At 64.0% G+C, this 24,258-nt stretch carries 20 protein-coding genes and 2 tRNA genes; 13 read left to right on the plus strand and 9 right to left on the minus strand.

Annotated elements, in window-relative coordinates; all coding sequences use genetic code 11:
- The first annotated feature begins 80 nt into the window (after positions 1-80).
- The 3 genes from P9255_RS27080 (at position 81) to P9255_RS27090 (ending at position 2,826) form a co-directional block, all read left to right on the plus strand.
- Complete coding sequence (locus P9255_RS27080) at positions 81-1,118, plus strand: quinone-dependent dihydroorotate dehydrogenase (RefSeq protein WP_309790724.1); 1,038 nt, start codon at positions 81-83, stop codon at positions 1,116-1,118.
- A gap of 108 nt (positions 1,119-1,226) precedes the next feature.
- Positions 1,227-2,027 carry a cystine ABC transporter substrate-binding protein gene (locus tag P9255_RS27085; protein ID WP_309764689.1) on the plus strand — a complete coding sequence of 267 codons (801 nt, stop codon included), beginning with the start codon at positions 1,227-1,229 and terminating at the stop codon, positions 2,025-2,027.
- Between the two features lie 139 nt (positions 2,028-2,166).
- A complete protein-coding gene (locus P9255_RS27090; protein WP_309764688.1) occupies positions 2,167-2,826 on the plus strand; it encodes an amino acid ABC transporter permease in 660 nt (219 codons plus the stop codon).
- A 14-nt stretch (positions 2,827-2,840) separates the two neighbouring features.
- On the opposite strand, the gene P9255_RS27095 is transcribed toward P9255_RS27090, so the two are convergent.
- The 4 genes from P9255_RS27095 to P9255_RS27110 all read right to left on the minus strand — a co-directional run bounded on the left by P9255_RS27095 (position 2,841) and on the right by P9255_RS27110 (position 7,056).
- Positions 2,841-3,833: a Gfo/Idh/MocA family oxidoreductase gene (locus P9255_RS27095; RefSeq protein WP_309790725.1), complete on the minus strand. Its 993-nt coding sequence runs from the start codon at positions 3,831-3,833 to the stop codon at positions 2,841-2,843.
- A 159-nt stretch (positions 3,834-3,992) separates the two neighbouring features.
- The gene (locus P9255_RS27100) at positions 3,993-4,745 is read right to left on the minus strand and encodes an FCD domain-containing protein (protein WP_309764686.1); all 753 of its coding nucleotides are present in this window, start codon (positions 4,743-4,745) and stop codon (positions 3,993-3,995) included.
- A gap of 508 nt (positions 4,746-5,253) precedes the next feature.
- Complete coding sequence (locus P9255_RS27105; protein WP_309790726.1) at positions 5,254-6,405, minus strand: glycosyltransferase family 4 protein; 1,152 nt, start codon at positions 6,403-6,405, stop codon at positions 5,254-5,256.
- Positions 6,406-6,522: 117 nt separating this feature from the next.
- Positions 6,523-7,056: a GNAT family N-acetyltransferase gene (locus tag P9255_RS27110; protein WP_309790727.1), complete on the minus strand. Its 534-nt coding sequence runs from the start codon at positions 7,054-7,056 to the stop codon at positions 6,523-6,525.
- Positions 7,057-7,505: 449 nt separating this feature from the next.
- Here P9255_RS27110 and P9255_RS27115 point away from each other — a divergent pair, with 449 nt between their 5' ends.
- From P9255_RS27115 to P9255_RS27125, 3 genes are all read left to right on the plus strand, one after another.
- Positions 7,506-8,492 (plus strand): DUF1839 family protein, encoded by a 987-nt coding sequence (locus tag P9255_RS27115; protein ID WP_309790728.1) that lies wholly within the window; start codon positions 7,506-7,508, stop codon positions 8,490-8,492.
- A gap of 936 nt (positions 8,493-9,428) precedes the next feature.
- The gene (locus P9255_RS27120) at positions 9,429-10,175 is read left to right on the plus strand and encodes a Crp/Fnr family transcriptional regulator (protein WP_040050175.1); all 747 of its coding nucleotides are present in this window, start codon (positions 9,429-9,431) and stop codon (positions 10,173-10,175) included.
- A gap of 32 nt (positions 10,176-10,207) precedes the next feature.
- Entirely contained in the window at positions 10,208-11,608 is a 1,401-nt protein-coding gene (locus tag P9255_RS27125; protein WP_309765446.1) for an undecaprenyl-phosphate glucose phosphotransferase, read from the plus strand.
- Between the two features lie 69 nt (positions 11,609-11,677).
- Here P9255_RS27125 and rpiA read toward each other — a convergent pair whose 3' ends face one another.
- The 5 genes from rpiA to rnr all read right to left on the minus strand — a co-directional run bounded on the left by rpiA (position 11,678) and on the right by rnr (position 17,014).
- Positions 11,678-12,364: a ribose-5-phosphate isomerase RpiA gene (rpiA, locus tag P9255_RS27130; RefSeq protein WP_309790729.1), complete on the minus strand. Its 687-nt coding sequence runs from the start codon at positions 12,362-12,364 to the stop codon at positions 11,678-11,680.
- A 75-nt stretch (positions 12,365-12,439) separates the two neighbouring features.
- Complete coding sequence (locus P9255_RS27135) at positions 12,440-12,835, minus strand: SirB2 family protein (protein WP_309790730.1); 396 nt, start codon at positions 12,833-12,835, stop codon at positions 12,440-12,442.
- 5 nt (positions 12,836-12,840) lie between these two features.
- Positions 12,841-13,686 (minus strand): N-acetylmuramoyl-L-alanine amidase, encoded by an 846-nt coding sequence (locus tag P9255_RS27140; RefSeq protein ID WP_404980431.1) that lies wholly within the window; start codon positions 13,684-13,686, stop codon positions 12,841-12,843.
- A gap of 1 nt (position 13,687) precedes the next feature.
- Positions 13,688-14,431, minus strand: coding sequence for a 23S rRNA (guanosine(2251)-2'-O)-methyltransferase RlmB (gene rlmB / locus P9255_RS27145; protein WP_309764680.1), 744 nt, complete (start codon positions 14,429-14,431; stop codon positions 13,688-13,690).
- Between the two features lie 120 nt (positions 14,432-14,551).
- A complete protein-coding gene (rnr, locus tag P9255_RS27150) occupies positions 14,552-17,014 on the minus strand; it encodes a ribonuclease R (RefSeq protein WP_309790731.1) in 2,463 nt (820 codons plus the stop codon).
- A gap of 273 nt (positions 17,015-17,287) precedes the next feature.
- Between rnr and P9255_RS27155 the strand changes: the two genes are divergently transcribed.
- The 7 genes from P9255_RS27155 (at position 17,288) to P9255_RS27185 (ending at position 24,187) form a co-directional block, all read left to right on the plus strand.
- Positions 17,288-17,374 (plus strand) — tRNA-Leu (locus P9255_RS27155).
- 136 nt (positions 17,375-17,510) lie between these two features.
- A tRNA-Leu gene (locus P9255_RS27160) sits at positions 17,511-17,597 on the plus strand.
- Between the two features lie 385 nt (positions 17,598-17,982).
- Complete coding sequence (locus P9255_RS27165) at positions 17,983-19,203, plus strand: MFS transporter (protein ID WP_309790732.1); 1,221 nt, start codon at positions 17,983-17,985, stop codon at positions 19,201-19,203.
- Between the two features lie 156 nt (positions 19,204-19,359).
- Positions 19,360-20,796: a 3-oxoacyl-ACP reductase gene (locus P9255_RS27170; RefSeq protein WP_309790733.1), complete on the plus strand. Its 1,437-nt coding sequence runs from the start codon at positions 19,360-19,362 to the stop codon at positions 20,794-20,796.
- Positions 20,797-20,798: 2 nt separating this feature from the next.
- Entirely contained in the window at positions 20,799-21,707 is a 909-nt protein-coding gene (locus tag P9255_RS27175) for a MaoC/PaaZ C-terminal domain-containing protein (protein WP_309790734.1), read from the plus strand.
- On the plus strand, positions 21,704-22,999 hold the full coding sequence (locus P9255_RS27180; protein WP_309790735.1) for an acetyl-CoA C-acetyltransferase: 1,296 nt from the start codon (positions 21,704-21,706) through the stop codon (positions 22,997-22,999). Before P9255_RS27175 ends, P9255_RS27180 begins: the two co-directional genes overlap by 4 nt.
- 315 nt (positions 23,000-23,314) lie before the next feature.
- Positions 23,315-24,187: a DUF1571 domain-containing protein gene (locus P9255_RS27185; RefSeq protein ID WP_309790736.1), complete on the plus strand. Its 873-nt coding sequence runs from the start codon at positions 23,315-23,317 to the stop codon at positions 24,185-24,187.
- Positions 24,188-24,258: the final 71 nt, after the last annotated feature.

Raw genomic sequence — 24,258 nt, forward strand, 5'->3', positions numbered from 1 at the left:
GTTTCCAGCAGTCCGGCAGGCGCGCCAAAGCCGCTAAAATAGCGGTCTTAAAAAAAATCGCCGTCGCCGGCTTTCACTTCGTGTTCAGTTCTCTCTACCCGCTCGCGCGTTCGCACCTCTTTCGCATGGACGCGGAAGACGCGCATCACCTGACGCTGCGCATGCTTCGCGCGGCCGGCCGCACCGGGCTCGCCGGCATCCTCGGCAAACACGGCCCCGACTCGCTCCGCACGGTGATGGGCCTCACGTTCCGAAATCCGGTCGGGCTCGCTGCGGGTCTCGATAAGGACGGCGCGTGCATCGACGGGCTGGCGGCGCTCGGCTTCGGCTTCATCGAAGTGGGCACGGTCACGCCGCGCGCGCAAGCAGGCAATCCGCGTCCGCGCATTTTCCGGCTGCCGGAGGCGAACGCGCTCATCAACCGGATGGGCTTCAACAACGGCGGCGTCGATCAGTTCGTCGCCAACGTGCAGGCCGCGCGGTATCGCGGCATCCTCGGGCTCAACATCGGCAAGAACGCCGATACGCCGATCGAGCGCGCCGCCGAGGACTATCTCTATTGCCTCGAACGCGTGTATCCGTTCGCGAGCTATGTGACGATCAACATTTCGTCGCCGAACACGAAGAACCTGCGCCAGTTGCAGGGCGCGGGCGAGCTCGACGCCCTCCTCGGCGCGCTGAAGGACAAGCAGCAGCGCCTGTCCGACCTGCACGGCAAGCTCGTGCCGCTCGCGCTCAAGATCGCACCCGATCTCGACGACGAGCAGATCAAGTCGATCGCCGGCACCGTGCTCACGCATGGCATCGACGGCGTGATCGCGACCAACACGACGCTTTCGCGCACGGCTGTCGCCGGCATGCCGCACGCCGACGAAGCGGGCGGCCTGTCCGGGCGTCCGGTGTTCGATGCATCGAATGAGGTGATCTGCAAGTTGCGCGCGGAAATGGGCGCGGATGTGCCGATCATCGGCGTGGGCGGGATCTTCTCGGGCGCGGATGCACGCGCGAAGCTCGCGGCGGGCGCATCGCTCGTGCAGATTTATACGGGGCTGATCTATCGCGGGCCGGCGCTGGTGACGGAATGCGTCGAGGCGCTCGCTCAGGGAATATCGACATAAGCAAACGATATGACGCGCGGCTTGCCTATTCTCTATGATGCCGCACCTATCGGGCGTGACGCGAGAGACGCGCGCCGCGCCCTAGTCAACACCAGGAAAAACAATACGATGAAACTGTCCACGCTCAAGAAGCTCGTCGCCGCCAGCCTGATCGGCGCATCCTTCACCGCCGTCGCCACGGCCGCGCACGCCGAGGACCTGCTCGATCAGGTCAAGCAGCGCGGCACGCTGCGCGTCGGTCTGGAAGGCACGTTCCCGCCGTTCAACTCGAAAGCGCCGTCGGGCGAGCTCGTCGGTTACGACGTGGACATCGCGAAGGCGGTCGCCGCCAAGCTTGGCGTGAAGCCGGAATTCGTCACGACGGAATGGAGCGGCATCATCGCGGGCCTGCAGGCGGGCAAGTTCGACGTGATCGTCAACCAGGTCGGCATCACCGACAAGCGCAAGGAAACGCTCGACTTCTCGCCGGCGTACACGTACTCGAACGCGCAGCTGATCCAGCGCGCCGACGACAAGCGCGAGTTCAAGTCGCTCGAGGAGTTGAAGGGCAAGAAGCTCGGCGTCGGCCTCGGCACGAACTACATGGACATGGCGAAGTCGGTGCCGGGCATCGACGTGAAGACGTATCCGGGCGCGCCGGAATATCTGCGCGATCTCGCTGCGGGGCGTCTGGACGCGGCGCTCAACGACCGCCTGATGCTCGCGTATCTGCTGAAGAACTCGCAATTGCCGCTGCGCACGGGCGCGAGCGTCGGCGCGGGCAACCCGTCGGGCATTCCGTTCAAGAAGGGCAATCCGAAGTTCGCGAAGGCGATCGACGACGCGATGGCCCAGCTCGAAAAGGACGGCACCTTCGCGAAGATCTCGGACAAGTGGTTCGGCATCGACGTGACCAAGCCGGCGAAGTAATCGCGGCCTGGTCGGCATCGGTGGTGGGCGGCATCGTTTCGCGGTGCCGCCCTTCTCTTTTTGGCGTCCGGTTTATGATGGGCGCTTTGCGCGCAACCGGTGCGCCATTCGAGCGCTTTCCGCTTACGTTTCCCCTTTCATGTCCACGACTTCCCTGCTCGTCCAATCGGCGCCGGTGCTGGCGCAAGGCGCGCTACTGACGATCAAGTTCGCGCTCTACTCGATGTTCTTCGGCCTCATTGCGGCCGTCGTGCTGGCGTTGATGGGCATCAGCCGCAATCGGGCGCTGGTTGCCGTCGGGCGCTGCTATGTGAGCGTCATGCGCGGCACGCCCTTGCTCGTGCAGATCTTCGTCATCTATTACGGCTTGCCGAGTCTCGGCATTTCGCTCGAACCGACGCCCGCCGGCGTGATCGCACTGTCGGCGAACGTCGCGGCGTATCTGTCCGAAAGCATGCGCGGCGCGATTCTCGGCATCCACAGCGGGCAATGGCTCGCGGCGTACAGCCTCGGGTTGTCGCGCACGCAGACGCTGCGCTACGTGATCGGGCCGCAGGCGCTGCGCATCGCGGTGCCGAGCCTGTCGAACAGCCTCATCAGCCTCATCAAGGATACGTCGCTCGTGTCGGTCATCACCGTCACGGAACTCTTGAGAAGCGCGCAGGAGGTGATTGCATCGACGTATCAGCCGCTGCCGCTCTATCTCGCGGCGGCGTTCGTCTATTGGGTGCTGTGCAGTGTGCTCGAAGTGGTGCAGCGCGTGTTCGAGCGGCGTCTCGCGTTGCCTGGGCGGCATTGAGAGGCCGCCTTCGTTCAATCGGTTTCGAACGGAAACCGAACCCCCAGATCACGCCGCGCGGCGTCCATGATCGTCATCATGCGCATGGACATCACGTGCGGCATCACCGGACTTTCAATCGCACCTTCGCGCAGCAGCGCGCAGAAATGCGCGGTCTCGTAGTTGAGGCCGCCGCCCGTGAACGGCTCATCCAGTTCGACCGTGCGCCCGTCCGTATAAGCGATGGTCGCGCGCGCCGGATTCCACCAGTTCTCGTGAATCGTCACCGTGCCGAGCGTGCCGCCGATCAGCGCATCGCCGCGCCCCTGGATGTCGAGCCCGCAGAACGTCTGCGATATGCCTCGCTCGTGACGCACGTTGAGACTCGCGAACACATCGACGCCCGTCGCGCCTAGCCGGCCGATGGTCTGCACGTCGAGCGGCTCGCCGAGCCAGTCCACCGCGAGAAACGCCTCGTAAATGCCGATATCGAGCAGCGCGCCGCCGCCCGCCTCCAGCGAAAACGACGGATGATCGGCCGGCACGTTCGCCATCGAGCAGCCCGCGCGCACGAGACCGATATCGCCGATCGGATCCTTTTGCAGATGCTCGCGCAAGCGTCGATAGAGCGGGTAGAAAGGCGGCTTCATCGCTTCCATGAAGAGCAGCTTCGATGCACGCGCCGCATCGATCATGCGCTGCAGCGTGCGCGCGTTCACGGCGGCAGGCTTTTCGCAGAGCACCGGCTTGCCCGCTTCGAACGCGCGCAACGCGTACTGCGGGTGACTGTCCTGCATCGTCGCGATATAGAGGGCGTCGATGCCCGCGAGCAGAGAGTCGAAGTCATCGAATGCCCGCGCGCCAAAGGGCTCGGCGAGCGCGCGCGCCGTTTCTGCGCGCCGCGACCACACGCCCGCGAGCATCGCGCCTTCCACGTGTTGCAGACTGTCGGCGAAGCGCCGCGCGATGCGTCCCGCGCCCACGATGCCCCAGCGTATCGTTTCGAGATTGGTGTCGGTATGCGTCAAGCGCGCCTCCGCGATGTGTTCGTCGTGCGGGGCATTGTGCCTGAACGCGTGCTCGAAAAGGTATCGGAGCGCGCGTGGCAGAAAGCACAAAGCCGGGACGCATCCCGGCTTCGCTCGGACAGCATGTTCGCCCCTGGCGCGATTGCGCGGGCGATGGCGTCAGGCGCCTGCGGAAGCGTTCACGTCCGGCGGCGTCGCGCGCGCGCCCATGCGCTCGAGCGAAAACGCGCGGCCGACCTCCTCCGCTGCGAGATCGACGAGTTCTCGCGTCGCGCGCTCGGCCGCTGCCGGGTCTTTCGCCTCGATCGCTTCGACGACGCTTCGCTGCGCCGCAAGCGTCGCTTCGCGCACGGACTCGATGCCGTCGACGATCGGATTCACAGTGACCAGCGCGCCGCGCACGATGGCGGTCATTTGCCTGAAGAACTGATTGCCGCTCGCGGCGACGATGCGCGTATGCAGCACCTCGTCCGCCGCCTGATATTCGGGCTCGCCGAAGTGCAGGCGCGACAGCGCTTCGAACGCATCGCGGATGCCGGCGATCTCATCGGGCGTCGCGCGGGCGGCGGCGAGTGCGGCGGCGCGCGGCTCGATCAGCATGCGGAATTCGATTACATCGCGCAAGAAAGTCTGATCCGGCTTGGCGCGAAAACGCCAGCTCACCACGTCCTCGTCGATGAGACGCCAGTCGCTCATCGGACGGATGCGGGTGCCCGTCTTGGGCCGCACGTCCAGCATGTGCCGCGCGAGCAGCATCGAGAGCGCCTCGCGCATCACGGTGCGGCTCACGTCGAATTCTTTCGAGAGAATGTCCTGCGGCGGCAATATCGCGCCGTATTTTTGCTCGACGATGCCGGAGACGAGTCCGTCCATGACTTTCGCCACCAGCGATCGCTCTTTGTTTTCATCCATTACGCTTCTCCCCTTTCCGCCTGTCCGTAGCCGTGTGTGTCCGTGCGCATCGCGTTGCGCGTCCCGTGGCGGCAAGGCACGATGACTGCTTTCGCATTCGATCATCGCGCTATACGTTGCGTCTTCGTTGCGTCGAAAACCAGTCGGGGGGACTCCTGACAGGGTTATCCCTCTCACCTTCGCACGAAGCGCCGCCGCATTGCCGCTTGCCTTGTCCGTCCGCTTGTTTCTCCTAGCTGCGCTTGCGCCGCGCGCGTGCCGCCATTCATCAGCAAAACTGAGGAATGGCGGCGCCGCAGCGCGGCGCTGGCGTTCGCTATTTTTCGGCCGTCGATTTCGCTGGCCGCTGATACACCCATTTGAGCAAGCATCTCGTAGGCTTTCTGTGCGAACGCGAACGCTCGCCCGATTGGGCGCGGCTATTGTATGACGCGTTGCAGCGAATATCCTGCACTGCTTAGTACATTCCCCCGACGAATACGATTGCCGGCACGCTTTCGCCGTGACGTCAGGCGGCTCCGTCGGAAGTACGCGTGCGCCTCGTGTCGATACGCATCGACCGATGATCCAGCGACGCGCGTTCGGTCAGCGTCTGCTGATAAACCGTCATGTAGTCGGACGCGACGCGTTCCACCGAAAGGCGCTGCAGATCGTCCCGCGCGCGCGATGCGTACTGGCCGCGCGCCGGCGAGTCGATGAGCAGCCAGCGCAGCTTCGCGGCGAACTGCGCGGGATCGCCGGGCGGCACGAGCACGCCGGCGGCGCCATCGTCGAGCAGGTCGGGGATACCGCCCACGCGCGTCGCAACGATTGCGCAACCGGCCTCGCGCGCCTCCGCGATCACGAGCGGACACGGGTCCTGATGCGATGCGAGCGCGAAAACATCGGCGCACGCGAGATACGGGCGCGGGTCCGCGACGAAGCCCGTGAACTCCACCGCATGCGCGATGCCGAGCTCGGCGGCGAGCGCTTCCATCGCGTCCCGCTCGGGGCCATCGCCGATCAGGTACAGATGCGGCTCCGGCACGAATGAGCGCTGATCCTCGGTCTGCGCGCGCACGAGCGCAAACGCCCTGAGCAGATCGGCGATGCCTTTGCGGCGATACAGCCCCGCGACGCACACGACGTTCGGATGCTTCAGGCGCACCTGCCGCGCCATCGGCCGGCACACGAGGCGCGGCGCGCCTACCGCGCCGTTGAGCACGACCGACAGCCGCTCGCGGCCGATGCCTCGCTCCTCGAGCGTGCGCGCGACGGCGTCGCTCACCGCGACCATGCGGTCCCCCGCGCGCACCAGCGATGCGCTCTTCTGCAACTCGTGATGCACCGTGGTCACGAGCGCAAAACGCCGGCGCATGCTGCCGAAACGCGAAATGAGCGCGCCCGTCATCATGTGGGCGTGAACGATGTCGGGATCGAAACGATCGATGAGTCTGTTGAAGCCCGCGATCATCGACGGCACACGCCACGGCTGACGCGACTGCTGAAGCGGAATATGCGTGATGCCATGCCGGCGCAAGAGCGGCTCGAAGCCGCCGCCCGACGAAGCCACCACCACGTCTTGCCCCATACGCGCCTGCATGCACGCGAGGTCCACCATCATGTTGACGGTGCCGTTACCGATCGTCTGCGCATGGCTGGCGAGATGAACTATTCGCATGAGGGTGCAGGTTGCACGCGTGCCCGTCATACGTGAGTAGGCCGGTCGCGTGTTTCGTTATTCTTCTGGATTGGAAATGCGGATGGCGCGCAGCAGAGCGACGCGCGCCGGCGCGGGTTATAGCAGTTCGTAGGTGTTCGCGAATGCGTTCGCGCCGATCGGACGTTTGCCCGAGTTCATCGTTTCGCGCGCTTGACGGCTCTTTCTCGTCAGACCGATAAAAGGCATGCCATGTTCGAGGAACGGCCCTTCGGTTTTTCTGAAGCCGAATGCTTCGTAGAAACCGCGCAGGCTGACCGGCGCCGTCAGACGCACGGCACGGCCGGGCCAGCGTTCGGCACATACCGCGAGCACGCGCTCGATGAGCGCGTGCGCGGTGCCGTCGCCACGACGCAGAGGGCTTGTCAGGATCTTGTCCACCACGACTTCGGGATCTTCGAGATCGCCTTCATGAACGCGGGCGTAGGCAAGCACCGGCATCGGGCGCGTCATGTCATCGGTGGCGAAGATATGCACGCCGGTTTCATCGCGGCCGTCTGCATCGAGATGAACATGCGATTGCTCGACGACGAACACCGCACTGCGCGCGCGCAGAATCAGATAAAGCTCGCGCGCAGTGAGCTGTTCGAAATCCAGGATTTTCCAATTCATATTCTTGTTCTCCTTGCTTTCCGGTTGTCCCGGCGTTGACGATTGAACGTTAAGTCCCGCGCGCCAATGTTTCAGTGCGCGGGCGCACCGACGCTCGACGTTGCGGGCCCGTCAAATAAGGCCTCAAGCGCACAAGACGTCCGGGGAAAAGACGTCGCTCGCTTCAGCGCGCACACGTCGAAATGCCTTGCGAAAAAAATCACGCAAGGATGGCGCACGTGTGCCGATTGCGCTCGCGTCTTCAGGCGCCTTCATGTGAAAATCAAAATGCATACCGCCATCGAACGCGATAAAAACGCAGGTAAAAACAACGAGCGCTTCCAAACGCACGCGGTATCGGTTGCCGGCTTCTCCGGTCCCGAGGTCACACCATGAGCGCGTTTCATACCAGCGCTATGACGACTTCCAGCGTCAGTCGTTCACGCGTTGTTTCACTGGACCCGCTACGCATGCGCGCGCGGCGTCATCGTGCGCACGAGTTGCATCGCGGCGAGCGCATCTGGCGCGACGGCGCCGGTCCTGTCGATCTGTGGATCGAGCTTCTTCACGGCAACGGACTCGACCCGCATGCGGGGCTCGCCTTCACCGTCACGCAGGATTTCGAAGACGATCAGTTCACGCTCGCGCGCCTGCCGCAAGAAGACATCGAGAAGCTATACGGGCTGCAGGTGCAGGAGCTGTCCGTATTCGATTCGCTCGAAGAACGCGCGATCGTGCAGACGCGGCGCGGGAACATCGTGCTCGTCGAAGTGGACGCCTTCTTTCTGCCTGATACGCGTGCGCCGTCGTATCGATCGGAACATGCGAAGACGACTATCGGTATCGACGTGATCGATCCCGATGCGAAGCGGCTCGGCTACTTTCATCACACGGGCTATCACCTGCTCGATGACGACGATTACGACGGCGTCCTGAGAACCAGCCCTGCGCACGCGGCGGAACAAGGCGGTGCAGCGAGCACAGTGCATGGGCAGGCGCTCTTTCCGCACGTCGAGTTCGCAAAGCGTGTACGTGATCCGCTTGCCGGGACGGCGCTCGCCGAAGTTTCGGCGGATCTGCTTTGCGCGCATCTCCTGCGGCGTCCGATGCATAACCCGATCGAACGATGGCGCGCTGCATTTCCCGAACACGTCGATACCATGCTCGCGCGGGGCGAAGCATACGCTCGCCTCTATGCATGCAACGTGATGCATCCACTCGGCGCGAACTTCGAGCTGCTCGCGCATTACCTGCAATGGATGCGCGAGCACGGCTTCGATATTCCCGTGTCGACGCATCTCGGCGCGCGCAGAATCGCGAGCGAAGCGATGGTCATGCAATGCCGTCTTGCTCGTGCGCTCTCGCACTCGAAGCGCGACCTTTGCGATGCATCCTTCGACGCGATGCAGGAGGCCTACGATCGCGTCGTTCCGCCGTTGGCCGCTATCGTCTGTTGATCATTCGAAACGCGCCCGCGCCGACACATCGAGGCGGCGTGTCGGTGCGGCGCCGACAGTAGCGTCGTGCAGCCGGACCGTGTCATTCGCGTTTCATCGGCACGTGATGAGATGAATGACCGCGAAGATTGTCCTCGATGAAACGTTTCTGTGCGCTTGCATCACGACTCTCGTCAGTCGAAAAAGCACGACGCGTCGTTTATCCCACGCAAACGTTTTACGCCTACGGCCTTTTTGTCATGAGAAATTCGGGGGCCGCGCAAGGCTTGTGTGGGCCTCTTCACGCTGCAGCGTGGTGCGCCTGGGCGCATTCGTACGAGGCGTTGCCCACACACTTTTCGAAACGTGCAGTCAGCGCAACGTTCGCTGTTTTCCGGAAAAATCCCGCGACGTTTCGTCGGGCGCGCTGTGGGCCCCGTATGACAAGGCTGCGAGGGGGATGAAGATCGCGTGTCCCGATTACGCGTTCGCTAAGCCACCAAACCGATGGAACATGGATGAATCAATTTTCTTTATCCCTACGATAGTAAGTGTTCTGTAGCGATGGCGGATCGCCGCGAGGCTTATCGCACGGTGATGATCGACGACAGGGCTGCGGATCTCGGGATTGCGCTGACGATAGGCTCGGCGGCGCATTCGTATTCTTAAGACCACCCATGTTCAAGACTGAAACAAAAATGCGGCGCTGCGCCGCATCACGAGGGGTGCTCCCACTATGAGGCCCCACCAGCATTGACGTTGCCCGGATTGGCACAGTCCTCGCTAAAACAGTCGCGCAACCCGAACCGACGCGACAACTAAACCAACTCAAGCGAGGACGGGCTGCTAACGGGGCTGGTGTGAGGCGTTTTCAGCAGCGGCAAGCGCCGCGCGAGAGAACGGTGACACCAGTATAAAAAGTGAAGCGCAACGCGCGAAGTTACGAGAGAAAAAATCATGCTGACCCTCCAGTCCGACCTGCACGGCAACCACCTGCTTGGCGCGCTTCCCGCGCACGAATGGCAAGCGCTGACTCCGCATCTCGAACTCGTTCAGCTCCGCACTGAACAACTGCTCTGTGACTCCGGCCAACGCATCCATCACGTGTACTTTCCGACGACGGCCATCATCTCCCTGCTTCATACGATGGAAGACGGCGGCTCGGTCGAAATCGCCGCAGTGGGCCGCGAAGGCATGACCGGTGTGCCCGTGCTGACGGGCGGCGAAACCATGCCGACGCGCGTGCAAGTGCAATGCCCGGGCTTTGCGTACCGCATGAGCGCGCAGGCGCTGCGTGAGCAGTTCGGCCGTTCCGACTTTCTGCGTCGCCTGATGCTGCTGTACATGCAAGCCCTGCTCACGCAGGTCGCTCAAACCGCCGCATGTAATCGTCATCACTCGCTCAACAAGCAGCTCTGCCGCTGGCTGTTGATCGAGATCGACCGCACGGCGTCGAACGAACTGCAGGTGACGCAGCAGCTGATCGCCGACATGCTGGGCGTGCGTCGCGAAGGCGTGACCGAAGCGGCGGGCAAGCTGCACGATGCGGGCCTCATCCATCACAGCCGTGGCTGCATCAAGGTCGTGGATCGCGAAGGCCTCGAAGCGCGCGCCTGCGAGTGCTATGGCCTCGTGAAGCGCGAGTTCGACCGCCTTCTGCCGCGTCTGCGTGCGCAGGAAGCCGTGTCGGCGTCCAGCGTCTGACGATGCAGATGCAGACGAGAAATACGCACGACATGTTCGGCTGGACGGCACGTTGTCTCGACGTGTCGCTGATCGTCGCAGGCGGGGTAATCGCGCATTCGATGCGCTTCTCCTCGCTCGATTTCAGCGATGTCGAGAAACTGCTGATCGCGTTCAACAGTGTGCTCGCGTTGCTGCTGTTCCCCGCGTTTGGCGTGTACGACACCTGGCGCGGCAAGCCGCTGCCGATGATGCTCGCGCGCGTCACGCTCGCCTGGATGGCCGTGGTCGCGGGCGCCCTGCTGCTCGCGTTCACGCTGCATCGCATGGATGCGGTGTCGCGCCTGTGGCTCGGTTACTCGACGCTGATCTCCGGCGCGCTCATCGTGTTCGCGAAGTGCGCCGTGCATTTCGGCTTGCGCGTGATGCGCTCACGCGGCTTCAATCAGCGCACCGTGGCGATCGTCGGCGCGCAGGGCTTCGCGCGCACGCTGCTCGCGCATTTGAGCAGCACGCCGGAACAGGGCTTCACGCCCGTCTGCCTGCTCGATACGACCGGCGATGAAGAATTGCAGGCAAGCGGCGTCGGCAGCCGGCTCGGCGCTTCCACTCGCCTGCCGGTGCTGAACGACTTCGACGAACTCGTCGAGAAAGTGCGCGCCGAGGAAATCAACGAAGTGTGGCTCGCGTTGCCGCTGTCGCAGGAGCACACGATCTATCGCTTCGTGCATGCGCTGCGCCATGATTTCGTGAACCTACGGCTGATTCCGGACACGCGCAGCATCTCGCTCTTCAATCATTCGATGACCGATGTCGCCGGGCTTGCAACCATCAACCTGACGACGTCACCGGTCAATACGCTGCAGATGTGGCCCAAGCTGCTGTTCGATCGCTGTTTCGCGGCCGCCGCGCTGCTGGCGCTGTCGCCGCTGCTGGTGGCGATCGCCATCGCGATCAAGGCGACGTCTGACGGTCCCGTGTTCTTCACGCAGCATCGCAAGGGCGCGGATGGACGGCCGTTCCGCATCTACAAGTTCCGTTCGATGGCCGTGCACAAGGAAACGCAGGGCCATGTCACGCAGGCGACGCGCAACGATCCGCGCGTGACGAAAATCGGCGCTTTCCTGCGCCGCACGAGCCTCGACGAACTGCCGCAGTTCATCAACGTGCTGTTCGGGCATATGTCGGTGGTGGGGCCGCGCCCGCATGCGATCGAGCACGACGATCTGTACAAGGATCTCGTGTACGGCTACATGTTCCGCTATCGCATCAAGCCGGGCATTACCGGCTGGGCGCAGGTGAACGGCTATCGCGGCGCGACCGAGAAAGTCGAGAAGATGCAGAGCCGCGTCAAGTTCGACCTGTTCTACATTCACAACTGGTCGTTCTGGTTCGATATCAAGATCGTCGCGATGACGCTGTTCAAGGGTTTCATCGGGCGCAACGCGTACTGATCGCGAGAGAGGCAATAAAAATGGCCGGGCAACGCGAGTCGCCCGGCCATTTGCGTTTCATGCGCCGCTTCAGTAGTCGATGCGCTCGACCCCCTGCTCCGTGCCGAGCAGGCACAGGTTCGCGCCGCGCGCCGCGAAGAGACCGACCGTCACCACGCCCGGCCATGCGTTGATCTGCGCTTCGAGCGCGCGCGGATCGGTGATCGCCAGGCCTTTCACGTCGATGATCTCATTGCCGTTGTCGGTGATGTAGGGCATGCCGTCCTTCGTCACGCGCACGATCGGCACGCCGCCGAGCGCCGCGAGCTTGCGGCCGATCGCGGTGCGCGCCATCGGCACGACTTCGACGGGCAGCGCAAACGTACCCATCACGTCGACGCGCTTGCTTGCATCGGCGATGCAGAGGAACACGTCCGACACCGAGGCCACGATCTTCTCGCGCGTGAGCGCGCCGCCGCCGCCTTTGATCATCGCGCCGCTTGCGTCGATCTCGTCGGCGCCGTCGACATAGACCGGCAGCGATTCGATCTCGTTCAGGTCGAACACGTGGAAGCCGTGCGATTCCAGCCGCGCGGTCGTGGCAAGCGAGCTCGATACCGCGCCGCGGTAACGCGACTTCGATGCGGCGAGCGCGTCGATGAAGCAGTTGGCCGTCGATCCGGTGCCGACGCCGATGATCGAGCCTTCCGGAACATGCGCGTTCACATAGTCGGCGGCGGCCTGGCCGACCAGTTGCTTGAGTTCGTCCTGAGTCATGAAGTGGTGCTGCGCGTGAGAGAAAAGCCCGATTTTATCGGAGCGCGCACGGCGGCCATGCGTTTTTGCGCGACTTCAGGCGATGCGATGCAGGAAGCCTGCGGGATCGTGCGTGCGCGCCACGGATGCGATGAACGCGAACACGATGATCGCCAGCACCCCGAACACCGCGCGTGCGCCCTTCGTGCGGCCATGCTTCAGCGCGAGCGTGCCGAGCACGATGTACACGAGCAGCCCGGCGATCTTCGCGGACAGCCACGCGGCGTTCGGCCCGAAGCCGATGATCGCGACGAGCGCGATGGCGCTCACGAGCAAGAGCGTATCGACGATATGCGGAATGATCTTGGTCGTGCGTGCGGCGAGGAGCCTCGAATCCATCAGCATCCAGATCCAGCGCAGCACGAAGCCCGCGATGCTGATGCCCGCGCAGGCCATGTGCAGCGCGCGTATCGGCAGAAAGTAATCGCCCATGTTCTTTATCGTGAGAAGTATTTGTCGAGCAATGCCTGTGCGATGGCGTCGCTTTGGGCGTCCGCATCGCCGGCGTAGTCGGACGGGCGGAAATGCATCTGGAACGCGCTGAAGACGCGGCGCGTGCGTTCGTCGAATTCGCCGTCGGCGGCGATATCGTAGCCGTAGCGCCTGAGCTTCTCCTGCAGCGCGCGCACGTCGGCGGGCGCTTTCGGATCGCGGCCGGCGAGATGCGCGGCGACCGTCGATTCATCGGGCCATGCGCCGATGCCCGCATCGTAGAGCGTGCGCCACGGGAACAGCGGACCGGGGTCGATCTTGCGCTGCGGTGCGATGTCGCTGTGGCCGACGACGCGCGTCGGCGGAATGCGGTATCGCTCGACGATATCGCGCGAGAGCTTCACGAGGGCGTCGATCTGCGCCGGCGGATAGGGCTGCCAGCCGCGGCCCGAAGGGGTATCGACGGGACCGAGGTTCACGTTCTCGATGCCGATCGACGATGCGTTGAGTTCGGTCGCGCCCTGCCAGTAGCTCTGGCCGGCGTGCCATGCGCGCTGATCTTCCGGCACGAGCTGATAGACGACCGGCTCGCCGTCGCGGATGCGCGGGGCGTCGGGCACGACGTAATGGACGCTGACTTCGTCGCCGGTCAGGACGGCGAGCGAGCGCGCTTCGTCGATCTCCGTGTAATGCATCACGAGAAAGCGCACGCGCGAGTCGGCGTTCTTCGCGTGGTACTGCGTGTCGGCGATGTAGGTGCCGCGGTTTTGCATGGTGGAGGTGCAGGCGGTGAGGGTCAGGGCGAAGGCGCAGGCAAGCGCGAACGCCGACAGGCGAAGCGGGACGTGCACGTTACTTCTTCACTCCCCGCTGCCGCACTGCCTCGAACAAGCAAATCCCGCTCGCCACCGACACGTTCAGGCTTTCCACCGCCCCGGCCATCGGAATATTCATGATCTCGTCGCACGTTTCGCGCGTGAGGCGGCGCATGCCCTCGCCTTCCGCGCCGACGACGATCGCCACCGGGCCATCCAGCTTCGTCTCATAGAGGCTCGCCGTCGCTTCGCCCGCCGTGCCGATCACCCAGACGCCCGCATCCTTCAGTTCGCGCAGCGCGCGCGCCAGATTCGTCACCGTGATGTACGGCACGCTTTCCGCCGCGCCGCTCGCCACTTTCGCGGCCGTCGCGTTCAGGCCCGCCGAACGGTCGCGCGGCGCGATCACCGCATGCGCGCCCGCCGCATCCGCGACACGCAGGCACGCGCCGAGGTTGTGCGGATCGGTGACGCCGTCGAGCACCAGCAGCAATGGCGTACCCGAAATGCCATCGAGCAGTTCGGCCAGATTCTGCGCAAGCGGCAGGTCGTTCGCGCGCGCGACCACGCCCTGATGCTGAATGTTGCCCGCGAGGCCCCACAGGCGCGATTCATCGGCGGCGATCAGCCGCACGCCCGCTTCCTTCGCGGTCCGCAGGAAGTCCTGCATGCGCCGATCCTTGCGCGTGGGGTCGTACAGCACCTCCTCGATCGACGATGCATCCGCGCGCAAACGCGCCGTCACCGCGTGAAAACCGTATAGAACCTTGAGACGTGACATGACTGATCTGAACCTGAGCTGGAAACCATGAAAAGCACGACGCGGTCCGACGCGAAAACGCATCGGACCGCGCGTAATGTAGTGGGCCAAACGACCGCGAACGGCCGCGCCCGTCAGCGATTATCCGCGCTTCTTGCGAGCCGGCCTCGCCTGCGCCGGCGCTTTCGACGCCGCGCCGCGTTTCTTCGCCGCGCCGCCGCCGCGCGCCGTCGCCGTCGCGCCCTTCTTCGAGCCGCCGCGCTGACGCGTGCCCGGCGTGTCGTCATCGCTCAATTGACGGATGCGCGGACCCGACGAGCCGTTGCCGCCCGCCGCACCAGCCTCCGCCGACGACGCCGCTCTCGGCGACGGCTTCACCGGCGTATCGCGCACCAGGCGGAAGTCGATCTTGCGCGCATCGAGATCGACGCGGCCGACCTGCACGCGCACGCGATCCGTCATCCGATAGCGGATGCCGGTGCGCTCGCCGCGCAACTCGTTCTTGATCTCGTCGTACTGGAAGTAGTCGGAGCCGAGTTCCGTCACATGCACGAGCCCTTCGATGAACAGCGAATCGAGCTGCACGAAGATGCCGAACGACGTCACGCCGTTCACCATGCCGCCGTATTCCTCGCCCAGCTTGTCGCGCATGAAGTAGCACTTGAGCCAGGCTTCGACATCGCGCGAGGCTTCGTCGGCGCGGCGCTCGTTCGACGAGCAATGCAGCCCCAGCTCCTCCCACACCGCGACGTTGTTGCGCGAGCGGCCGCGCGCGCTGTCGTCGGCCAGTTGCATCTCGCGCGCCGCCTTCGTGAGGCCGGTGCTCAGCGAAACGTCGTGTCCGATGTTCGGCACGTACTTCTTGCCCTGCAGGATCGCGTAGATCGCGCGATGCGTGAGCAAGTCGGGATAGCGGCGAATGGGGCTCGTGAAGTGCGCATAGGCCTCGTAAGCAAGCCCGAAGTGGCCGATGTTGTCCGGACTGTAGACCGCCTGCTGCATCGAGCGCAGGACCATCGACTGAAGCATCTGCGCATCGGGCCGGTCGCGGATTTGCGCGATCAGCGCGGCGTAATCGCTCGCATGCGGCTTGTCGCCGCCGGTGAGCGTGAGGCCGACGCCGCGCAGGAACTGGCGCAAATTCTCGAGCTTTTCCTCGGTCGGCCCCGCATGCACGCGATACAGCCCCGGATGCTTGTTGCGCTTCAGAAAATCCGCCGCGCAGACGTTCGCGGCCAGCATGCATTCCTCGATCAGCCGATGCGCGTCGTTGCGATGACGCGGCACGATCTGCTCGATCTTGCCTTGCGAATTGACGACGATATAGGTCTCGGTCGTATCGAAATCGATCGCGCCGCGCTTTTGCCGCGCAGCATGCAGCGCCTTGAAGACGCCGTGCAGATTCTGCAGGTCCGGCACGCGCTCGGCGCGTCGCGCGGCTTCGGGGCCCTTCGTGTTCGCGAGGATCGCCGCGACTTCCGTGTACGTGAGCCGCGCCGCCGAATGCATCACGCCGGGATAGAACTGATACGCCTTGATCTCGCCGCGCGCCGTGATGACCATATCGCACACGAGCACGCAGCGGTTGACATCCGGATTCAGCGAGCAAAGGCCGTTCGAGAGCTTCTCCGGCAGCATCGGGATCACGCGGCGCGGGAAGTACACCGATGTGCTGCGATCCAGCGCGTCGACATCGAGCGGCTCGCCCGGCTGCACATAGTGCGAGACGTCCGCGATCGCCACCAGCAGACGGAACCCCGTGCCGCGGCCGACGGTCATCGGCTCGCAATACACGGCGTCGTCGAAATCGCGGGCGTCTTCGCCATCGATCGTGACGAGCGGCACATCGCGCAAGTTGACGCGATGCTTGATATCCACCGGACGCACTTCGTCGGGCAGCTTCGCGGCTGCGCTGAGCGCGGCTTCGCTGAACTGATGCGGCACACCGTACTTGCGCACGGCGATTTCGATTTCCATGCCGGGATCGTCGATATCGCCGATCACTTCGGCCACGCGTCCGAGCGGCTGCGAATGCCGGCTCGGGAAGTCCGTCAGGTCGACGGACACCACCTGGCCGACCTTCGCTTTCCTTGGGTTCTGCGTGATGAGGATGTCGTGGCCGATGCGCTTGTCTTCCGGCACGAGAATCAGCGCGCCGTTCTCGTTGATGAGCCGGCCGATGATGCGCTTGTTCGCGCGCTCCGTGACCTCGACGATATGACCTTCGGGCCGTCCGCGCCGGTCGTAGCCGACGATGCGCGCGAGCACGCGATCGTTGTGCATGACCTTCTGCATCTCGCCGTTGGGCAGGAACAGGTCGTCCTGGCCGTCGTCGCGGATCAGGAAGCCGAAACCATCGCGATGGCCCTGCACGCGGCCCGCGACGAAATTCGATGGATGAGTGAGCTGGTAATGGCCGCGCTTGTCGAGGCGGATTTGCCCGTCGCGTTCCATGGCCGCCAGTCGCTTGAAGAAGCCTTCGCGCTCCTGGCGCTTGATCGACAGCGCCTCTGCGATGTCGTTCGCGGCATGCGGAGTCTCGCTCGTGCGCAGCACACCGAGGATCTCTTCGCGGCTGGGAATCGGATACGGATATTTGCTCAAGGGCTTGATAATGTTCTTCTCGTTGAACGGGAGTTTCGCCGTGTTTTGCCGCGAGTCGAGCGGCAATCGTCGAAACGATTCTAACACCGCGCCATACATGGTCTTGCCGTGATCTTCCCCTGCCGCCAATGCGCTGGCAGGCGGCCGGGTGGCAGACCACGTGCAAACGTCGGTCCAGAAGAATGATCGAAAGAAACGCTTGACAAGCCTCTGGCACACGCTACAATGGCGTTCTTTGCTGCTGAACACAAGACGGCAGCAACACGCACCCTTGCCCAGGTGGCGGAATTGGTAGACGCACTAGGTTCAGGTCCTAGCGGTGGCAACACCGTGGAGGTTCGAGTCCTCTCTTGGGCACCAGATGTCGGAAAACGCCACCTTCGGGTGGCGTTTTCTTTTTATGCGGAGACCGCGTTTTTGGCTCCTGCCGGTCGTGAAGTTTGCAGTTGACACGGCCCGGCTTCCCGCTAAAATAGCGGGCTCGCTGTATCCCTTGGCCCAGGTGGCGGAATTGGTAGACGCACTAGGTTCAGGTCCTAGCGGTGGCAACACCGTGGAGGTTCGAGTCCTCTCCTGGGCACCAAGGTCCCTCTCGCGAAACACGCGAACGCGCAACAGCGCCGCAAGCAGCCCCACGCTTCAAACGTGGGGCTTTTGTTTTTGCGATGCGTCTTTCCCGCCGCGCCTTTTTATTTCCAATCAGATTCAACGCCCTTTCACGTTCGTTCGAAGTTCTTATTCGATAAAAGGCAATTGAATTAATCCCGAATCCGGTTATTCATATTGGCTCCGGATTAACACTCGCTTCCACTTTCGATGTCAGCACACCGTTAATCGCCGGCGTACACTCGTTCTGCTCGCGCGGCTCGCCATACTTTTGTCGCGCGCGTCGATACGGCGCGGCGCATAATGCCTGCCGCGTCTCAACGCAGATTGATTTGATCGGAACGGAACGGGAGGCGCGAGCGATGAGTTGGACGCGAGAACAAAGAAACGTAACGATTGCGGCTTATCTTGGCTGGACGCTGGATGCATTCGATTTCTTCCTGATGGTCTTCGTGTTGAAAGACATTGCCGCCGAGTTCAACACGAAGATTCCAGAAGTCGCTTTTGCCATCACGCTGACGCTCGCGATGCGGCCCATCGGCGCGCTGATTTTCGGCCGGCTTGCGGATGGATTCGGCCGCCGTCCGACACTGATGATCAACATCGCGATTTATTCGCTGCTGGAACTGCTTTCGGGGCTGTCGCCCAATCTGACGACGCTTCTGGTTCTTCGGGCGCTTTTCGGCATCGCAATGGGCGGCGAATGGGGCGTCGGCTCCGCACTGACGATGGAAACCGTGCCGCCGAAAGCGCGAGGCTTCGTTTCCGGGCTGCTGCAGGCGGGTTATCCGAGCGGTTATCTGCTCGCGTCGATCGTGTTCGGTGTGCTGTATCAGTATGTCGGCTGGCGGGGAATGTTCTTTGTCGGCGTCGCGCCCGCGCTGCTCGTGCTTTATGTGCGCGCGCATGTGCCGGAATCGCCCGCATGGCGCGCAATGGAAAAGCGCGAGCGGCCCGGTCTGATCGCGATGCTCAGGCAAAACTGGACGCTTTCGCTTTACGCAATCGTTCTGATGACCGCATTCAATTTCTTCTCGCACGGCACACAGGACTTGTATCCGACGTTCTTGCGCGAACAGCATCATTTCGATCCGCACACGGTTTCCATCATCACCATCGTGCTGAATATCGGTGCGATCGTCGGCGGGCTGTTTTTCGGGGCGATGTCGGAGCGAATCGGACGGCGCGTGGCAATTTTCATCGCGGCGTTGATCGCATTGCCGGTGCTTTATCTGTGGGCGTTTTCCGCCGGACCGGTGGCGCTCGCAATCGGCGCGTTTCTCATGCAGATTTCCGTGCAAGGCGCGTGGGGCGTGATTCCCGTTCACCTCAACGAAATATCGCCGGACGAGATACGCGCGACGTTTCCGGGGCTCGTCTATCAACTCGGCAATCTGCTCGCCGCCATTAACGCGACGATGCAGGCGAGTATTGCGACAGCGCACGGAAACAATTATGGCCTGGCGATGGCGATCGTCGCGGGGACGGTCGCTGTCGTCATTGCCGCGTTGATTTTCTTTAGCCGCGAGCGAAGGGGAATCGATATGACGCGGTCGGCGCGGGAAATCGGAGCGGCCCGCTAATACGCCGGATGCGGAGTGCCGCGCTCGCGATTTCTCGCAAGCCAGGAGTCGCGGTCGACGCCCTCCCCGAAACTTCGGTATCCTCGATTCATGGCATAACCGCAGCGACGGTTTCGGCAAGCATCGCGCCCGACTGACCGCCGCCCATATGAATCGATGAAAGACCGCTATCTCGACTTCGTCAATTCGCCCTTCGGCATGAGCCTCGCCCGCGCGCTCGGGCTGCCGAAGCCGGAGGTGCTGCGGCGTCATCGCCCGGGCGTTGCCGAGTTCGGCGGCATGGCGGCCATCGGAGCCGGGCCGTCGCCTCAACTGCTGGATCAGATCATCGGGGTGCTCAGGGCGATCGGCATGACCGGCATCGCCCATGACACCGCGCCGGGATGGCTCACGCTTGCGCGCGCCCACGGCGCGATGACCGGCCGATTCGAGCCGCACGCCGCCGATACCGCCGATGCCGCCGCTCACCGCGTCGATGCGCTCCTCTTCGACGCAACCGGCATCACCGGAAGCAGCGAACTCCGGTCGATGTACGCGTTCTTTCACGACGGACTGCGCTCGCTTGCGAGAAGCGGACGGATCGTCGTGCTCGGGCGATCACCATCGTCCTGTGCGGACCCGCGCATTGCGACCGCCCAGCGCGCGCTGGAAGGCATGACGCGCTCGCTCGGCAAGGAAGCGCGCAACGGCGTCACGTCCAATTTGCTGTACGTGACCGGCAACGCCGATATCGAAGGCGCGCTGCGCTTCTTTCTCTCGCCGCGCTCGGCCTATGTATCGGCCCAGGTCGTGCACATCGACGGACCCGCCGCCCCCGTCCCCGGGAACTGGACGCAGCCGCTTGCCGGCAAGCGCGCCGTCGTGACGGGTGCGGCGCGCGGCATCGGCGCGTCCATCGCGACGGTGCTGGCGACGCAAGGCGCCATCGTCACCGGAATCGACATCGACGCCGCCCGCGACGCGCTCGACCAGACCATGCTCTCCATCGAGGACATGTCGCCGTCGGACGGCGCGCATGCCGCGCTGATCGCGGATATCGCCGCCGCCGATGCGCCCGCCGAAATCGCAGCGGCGCTTCTCGCATCAGGCGGCGTGGATATCGTCGTGCATAACGCGGGCATCACGCGCGACAAGACCATCGCGCGGATGACAGGCGACATGTGGGACAGCGTGCTCGACATCAATCTGATCGCCCAGGAACGCATCGACGATGCACTGCTCGGGCAAGGCGTGCTGGGCGCGGGAGGCCGCATCGTGGCGGTGTCGTCGATCAGCGGCATCGCGGGCAATCGCGGACAGACGAACTACGCGACATCCAAGGCCGGCGTGATCGGGCGCGTGCAGAGCATGGCGCCGCTTTTGCGCGAGCGCGGCATCACGATCAACGCGGTCGCGCCGGGCTTCATCGAAACGCAGATGACCGCGCGCATGCCGTTCGCGACGCGCGAAGCCGGACGACGCCTCAACTCGATGGGACAAGGCGGCCTGCCCGTCGATGTCGCCGAAACCGTCGCGTGGCTCGCGAGTCCGGGGTGCGCGAACATCACCGGCAACGTCGTGCGCGTGTGCGGCCAAAGCCTCGTCGGAGCCTAGCGATGCAGACGCCCCTGCCGGCATCGCCGATGCAGCGCGCGCGCACCGTCGTCATCGACACGCTGCCGCCGCCCGCCAGGCTGTATGGGCGCGCCCTGCCCGGCCTATTCCGGCGCGGTCGTGCTCCGGAGCTGCCCGCGCTGCGGCTCGTGCGGCCGGACGTGCGGCTCGACGCCGAACACATCGGGCGCTATGCGCGCGTGTGCGGCTTCATTCCCGAACATGGCCTGCCGCTCACGTTTCCGCATGTGCTCGCGTTTCCGCTGCATCTGATGATGCTCACCGATCCGTCGTTTCCGTGGCCCGCGCTCGGCATGGTGCATCTCTCGAACAGCGTCCGGCTGCGCAGGCCGCTCGCCGCCGGGCAGCGCGTGCGGATCGAAGTGGAATGCGGGCCGGTCGTGCCGCACGAGAAAGGCCATGCTTTCACGCTGCACACGCAGATTTATCGACGCGGCGAAGCGGTCTGGGATGGCGACAGCGTCTATCTGAGACGTGGCGGCAAGAGCCATGGCGTCGCGCCGCTGCCTCGCGCCGCCGAACCGCCCGCCGTATTGCTCGCTCGCGAGGCGCGCTGGCAGTTGCCCGCGCAGCTCGGACGCGATTACGCGAAGGCATCGGGCGACTTCAATCCGATCCACCTGCACGCGCTCAGCGCAAAGGCGTTCGGTTTTCCGCGCGCCATCGCCCACGGCATGTGGACGCTCGCCCGCACGCTCGCGGCGCTGTCTCCGTCGAAGGCGCTCGCAGCGGGTCACGCGCACGGCGACTTCAAGCTGCCGCTCTACCTTCCCGGCGATGCGAGCCTGTGGACCGCCGCGCCCTCGCCCGACGCGCGCGATTTCGAAGTGCGCGATCTCGCGGGCGAGCGTCCGCATCTGCGAGGTCGCTTCGAATGGGAGCTGCCATGAACGAAGTGCGGCGCGTCGCGATCATCGGCAGCAATCGCATTCCGTTCGCGCGATCGAACACCGCTTATGCCACGGCGTCGAATCTGGACATGCTGAGCTTCACGCTGCAAGGGCTCGTCAACCGCTACGATCTGCACGGCGTGCGCCTCGGCGAAGTGGCGGCGGGCGCGGTCATCAAGCATTCGCGCGACTTCAATCTCACGCGTGAAGCCGCGCTCGCGACGACGCTCGCGAGAGAAACGCCCGCCTACGATGTGCAGCAGGCGTGCGGCACCGGGCTCGAAGCGGTGATTCTCGTCGCCAACAAGATCGCGCTCGGGCAGATCGATGCCGGCATCGCGGGGGGTGTCGATTCGGCGTCGGACGCGCCCATCGGCGTGAACGAGCGGATGCGCAAGATTCTGCTCGAGGCGAATCGCAGCCGTTCGACGCGTCAGCGTGCCGGTGCGTTGGCCAAGCTGCGGCCCGGCATGTTCTTTCGGCCCGCGCTGCCGCACAACGCCGAGCCGCGCACCGGGCTTTCGATGGGCGAGCATTGCGAGCTCATGGCCAAACGCTGGAAGATTTCGCGCGAGGCGCAGGACGCGCTTGCGCAAGAGAGCCATCTCAAGCTCGCGGCGGCCTATTCGCGCGGCTTCTTCAACGATCTGATGACGCCGTTTCATGGGCTCACGCGGGACAACAATGTCCGTCCCGATGTTTCGCTCGACCAGCTCGCGCAGCTGAAGCCCGTATTCGATCGCGATGCCGGGACGCTCACCGCCGGCAATTCGACTCCGCTTACCGACGGGGCTTCTGTCGTTCTGCTTGCTTCCGAGGAATGGGCGGCGCGGCGAGGGCTGCCGGTGCTCGCTTTTCTCACGTTCTCCGCTACTGCGGCGGTTGATTACTTCGACAAGCGCGAAGGCTTGTTGATGGCGCCTGTCTACGCGGTGCCTTCGATGCTCGCGCGCGCCGGCCTCTCGCTTCAGGACTTTGATTTTTACGAGATCCACGAGGCGTTTGCCGCGCAGGTGCTTTGTACGCTTGCTGCCTGGCAGGACGAGGAGTATTGCAGGGATGCGCTCGGGCTTTCCGCGCCGCTCGGGGGTGTAGATCCCGCACGGATGAATGTTTGTGGCGGATCGCTGGCGGTCGGGCATCCGTTTGCTGCTACCGGCGGACGGATCGTGGGGACGCTTGCCAAGCTGCTTGCTCATGCGCCTGAGCATAGCGATGGTCAGCCCTTGCGAGGGCTCATCTCGATCTGTGCCGCCGGCGGGCAAGGGGTTGTTGCGGTTCTGGAGCGGTAACGGTCATCCTGCGGAGAGGCTTGTATTCGTGCCGGTTTGTTGGCGCGCCCGTCCCGGGAACGGGGGTGACAAAGCAGCTTTTTTTCGGACCGCACAAGGCACGAACTGGCGTAATTGCTCCGTAGAACATCGGTCACCTTCCACGCCCGCTGACAACTTGCGTCCTCCCAGCCCGTTAGCTGGTTGACACCAACGGTCGCACCGTACCTCGCGAAGCATCCGCGGAAGAAGTTCACCAACTCCATCGTTAACGATGCATTTGGCATCGCTCTCGCTCGATGCCAGCCCACGCCGCGCCGACATCGAGGATTCGCCATGCCGCCAACGCCCCGCCGTTCTTGCCGCTGGCTTCGTCGCGTTGTTGCGTTCGCTTGCCTCTGCATTGGCCTGCACGCCCACGCGCAAGTAACCAGTCCCGACAGCGTCGGCGCGCTAACCACCGGCCAGCAAGTGCGCTGGCTCGCCCACGCCGCCGCCAGCGGCACGCTCGCCGCGCTCGACGATCATCAACTCGTCGCCCTCTTCCGCTCGCTCGATCCGCATACGCTCCCCCTCTACCTGCAACAAGGACTCGCGCGATACGCATCGTGCGAATTCACCATGCTGCGGCGCGAACGCATCAACGGGCGATGGCCCCGGCGCGCCGATCACATGCTCGTGCGCGTCACGCACGACCCGCTACGCATCTACGCCAAGTGGCTCCCCGACGGCGCGCACGCCGGTCAGGAAGTGATCTACGACGCATCCAGACGGCCCGGCGAACTTTACGGTCATCTGGGCGGCATGCTCGACGTCCTGCCGATGTGGGCGTCCATCAACGGACCACTCGCCCGCGCGCAATCGAATCACTCGATCCGCGAACTCGGTATCGACGCCGTCACGCAACGATTCATCGACGAAGGCCGCAAGTTCGCCGCAGCCGGCATCACGCAGCCGGCGGACATCGAAGTGAAAACGGTCCACGGCGTACGCGTGGTCGCCCTTACCTACGCCGCGCCCGATGCACAGCCGGGCTTCTACGCAAAACGCGAAGTGCTCGGCCTCGACCTGAACCAGCCGCTCTTTCGCACCGTCGAGTCATTCGACGACGCCGGCAATCTCTTCGAAAGCGTCATGTTCGAACACATCGTCCCCAGGTCGTTCGACGATCTGACCTTCGATCCCGCCAATCCCGACTATCGCTTCTGAAGCGCCTACTGAGTTGCTGACACACGCTGTAACGCCTGCTTCACGCTCGCGGCGCAGGATTTAAGTCTCGC

Origin of the sequence: Caballeronia sp. LZ019 (assembly GCF_031450825.1) — a bacterium.
In the GTDB taxonomy this organism is placed as follows: domain Bacteria; phylum Pseudomonadota; class Gammaproteobacteria; order Burkholderiales; family Burkholderiaceae; genus Caballeronia.

Bases quoted from the DNA above. Each gene is read 5' to 3' on its own strand.
- P9255_RS27090 (WP_309764688.1), top strand. From the start codon at position 2,167: ATGTCCACGACTTCCCTGCTCGTCCAATCGGCGCCGGTGCTGGCGCAA.
- P9255_RS27165 (WP_309790732.1), top strand. From the start codon at position 17,983: ATGAGTTGGACGCGAGAACAAAGAAACGTAACGATTGCGGCTTATCTT.
- P9255_RS27185 (WP_309790736.1), top strand. From the start codon at position 23,315: ATGCCGCCAACGCCCCGCCGTTCTTGCCGCTGGCTTCGTCGCGTTGTT.
- P9255_RS27115 (WP_309790728.1), top strand. From the start codon at position 7,506: ATGCGCGCGCGGCGTCATCGTGCGCACGAGTTGCATCGCGGCGAGCGC.
- P9255_RS27085 (WP_309764689.1), top strand. From the start codon at position 1,227: ATGAAACTGTCCACGCTCAAGAAGCTCGTCGCCGCCAGCCTGATCGGC.
- P9255_RS27170 (WP_309790733.1), top strand. From the start codon at position 19,360: ATGAAAGACCGCTATCTCGACTTCGTCAATTCGCCCTTCGGCATGAGC.
- rpiA (WP_309790729.1), bottom strand. From the start codon at position 12,364: ATGACTCAGGACGAACTCAAGCAACTGGTCGGCCAGGCCGCCGCCGAC.
- P9255_RS27125 (WP_309765446.1), top strand. From the start codon at position 10,208: ATGTTCGGCTGGACGGCACGTTGTCTCGACGTGTCGCTGATCGTCGCA.
- P9255_RS27105 (WP_309790726.1), bottom strand. From the start codon at position 6,405: ATGCGAATAGTTCATCTCGCCAGCCATGCGCAGACGATCGGTAACGGC.
- P9255_RS27110 (WP_309790727.1), bottom strand. From the start codon at position 7,056: ATGAATTGGAAAATCCTGGATTTCGAACAGCTCACTGCGCGCGAGCTT.
- rlmB (WP_309764680.1), bottom strand. From the start codon at position 14,431: ATGTCACGTCTCAAGGTTCTATACGGTTTTCACGCGGTGACGGCGCGT.
- P9255_RS27100 (WP_309764686.1), bottom strand. From the start codon at position 4,745: ATGGATGAAAACAAAGAGCGATCGCTGGTGGCGAAAGTCATGGACGGA.
- P9255_RS27120 (WP_040050175.1), top strand. From the start codon at position 9,429: ATGCTGACCCTCCAGTCCGACCTGCACGGCAACCACCTGCTTGGCGCG.
- P9255_RS27180 (WP_309790735.1), top strand. From the start codon at position 21,704: ATGAACGAAGTGCGGCGCGTCGCGATCATCGGCAGCAATCGCATTCCG.
- P9255_RS27135 (WP_309790730.1), bottom strand. From the start codon at position 12,835: ATGGGCGATTACTTTCTGCCGATACGCGCGCTGCACATGGCCTGCGCG.
- P9255_RS27175 (WP_309790734.1), top strand. From the start codon at position 20,799: ATGCAGACGCCCCTGCCGGCATCGCCGATGCAGCGCGCGCGCACCGTC.